At 55.0% G+C, this 605-nt stretch carries 1 protein-coding gene; it reads left to right on the top strand.

Annotated elements, in window-relative coordinates; genetic code table 11:
* On the top strand, positions 1-605 hold a 605-nt coding region (locus HBO23_RS33565; RefSeq protein ID WP_346343069.1), incomplete at both ends, for an immunoglobulin-like domain-containing protein.

Raw genomic sequence — 605 nt, 5'->3', positions numbered from 1 at the left:
GAAGGCGGCAATATCGTCTACACCGCCAGCCTTGTGGATAAAAACGGCGCGCCGGTGACTAACATCACCAACCCGTTGACCGTCACTCTCGATAATGGCCAGACCATCACCATCGGTGTGAATCAGTCGAATGGCAGCGTGACCGTTGTCGCTCCAGATGACGTGTACAAGGGCGACCAGACCGTCACTACCGCTATTACTAACGTGACTGGCGGTGAGCACTTCGAAAATCTGGTTCCAGGTACTACGCCGGTCAGCACTACCGTCACCGACACTCCGGGTACTGATAACACCACTACTGTCACGCTGACCGCGCCAAGTGCCGTCAACGAAGGCGGTCAGATTACGTATACCGCTACGCTTTCCAATAAAGCGGGTACTGATGTAACGCTGAAGTTGGATAACGGTTCGACCATCACCATCAAGGCTGGCGATACCGTTGGCTCCGTGACTGTTGCGGCGCCTGGCGATGACGTGTTCATCGATAAGAGCACCCAGACGGTCAAGATCACTGACACCACTGGCGGCAACTTCGAAAAACTGGAAGTCGCAGGCGACGGCGCAACCACCACCATTAACGACACCATCGACAAAGTCGATGTGGT

Source organism: Pseudomonas sp. WS 5532 (genome assembly GCF_012985445.1).
Taxonomy (GTDB): domain Bacteria; phylum Pseudomonadota; class Gammaproteobacteria; order Pseudomonadales; family Pseudomonadaceae; genus Aquipseudomonas; species Aquipseudomonas edaphica.
The sequence above is the reverse complement of the archived record's forward strand: the minus strand, read 5'-3'. Positions and strand labels throughout refer to the sequence as shown.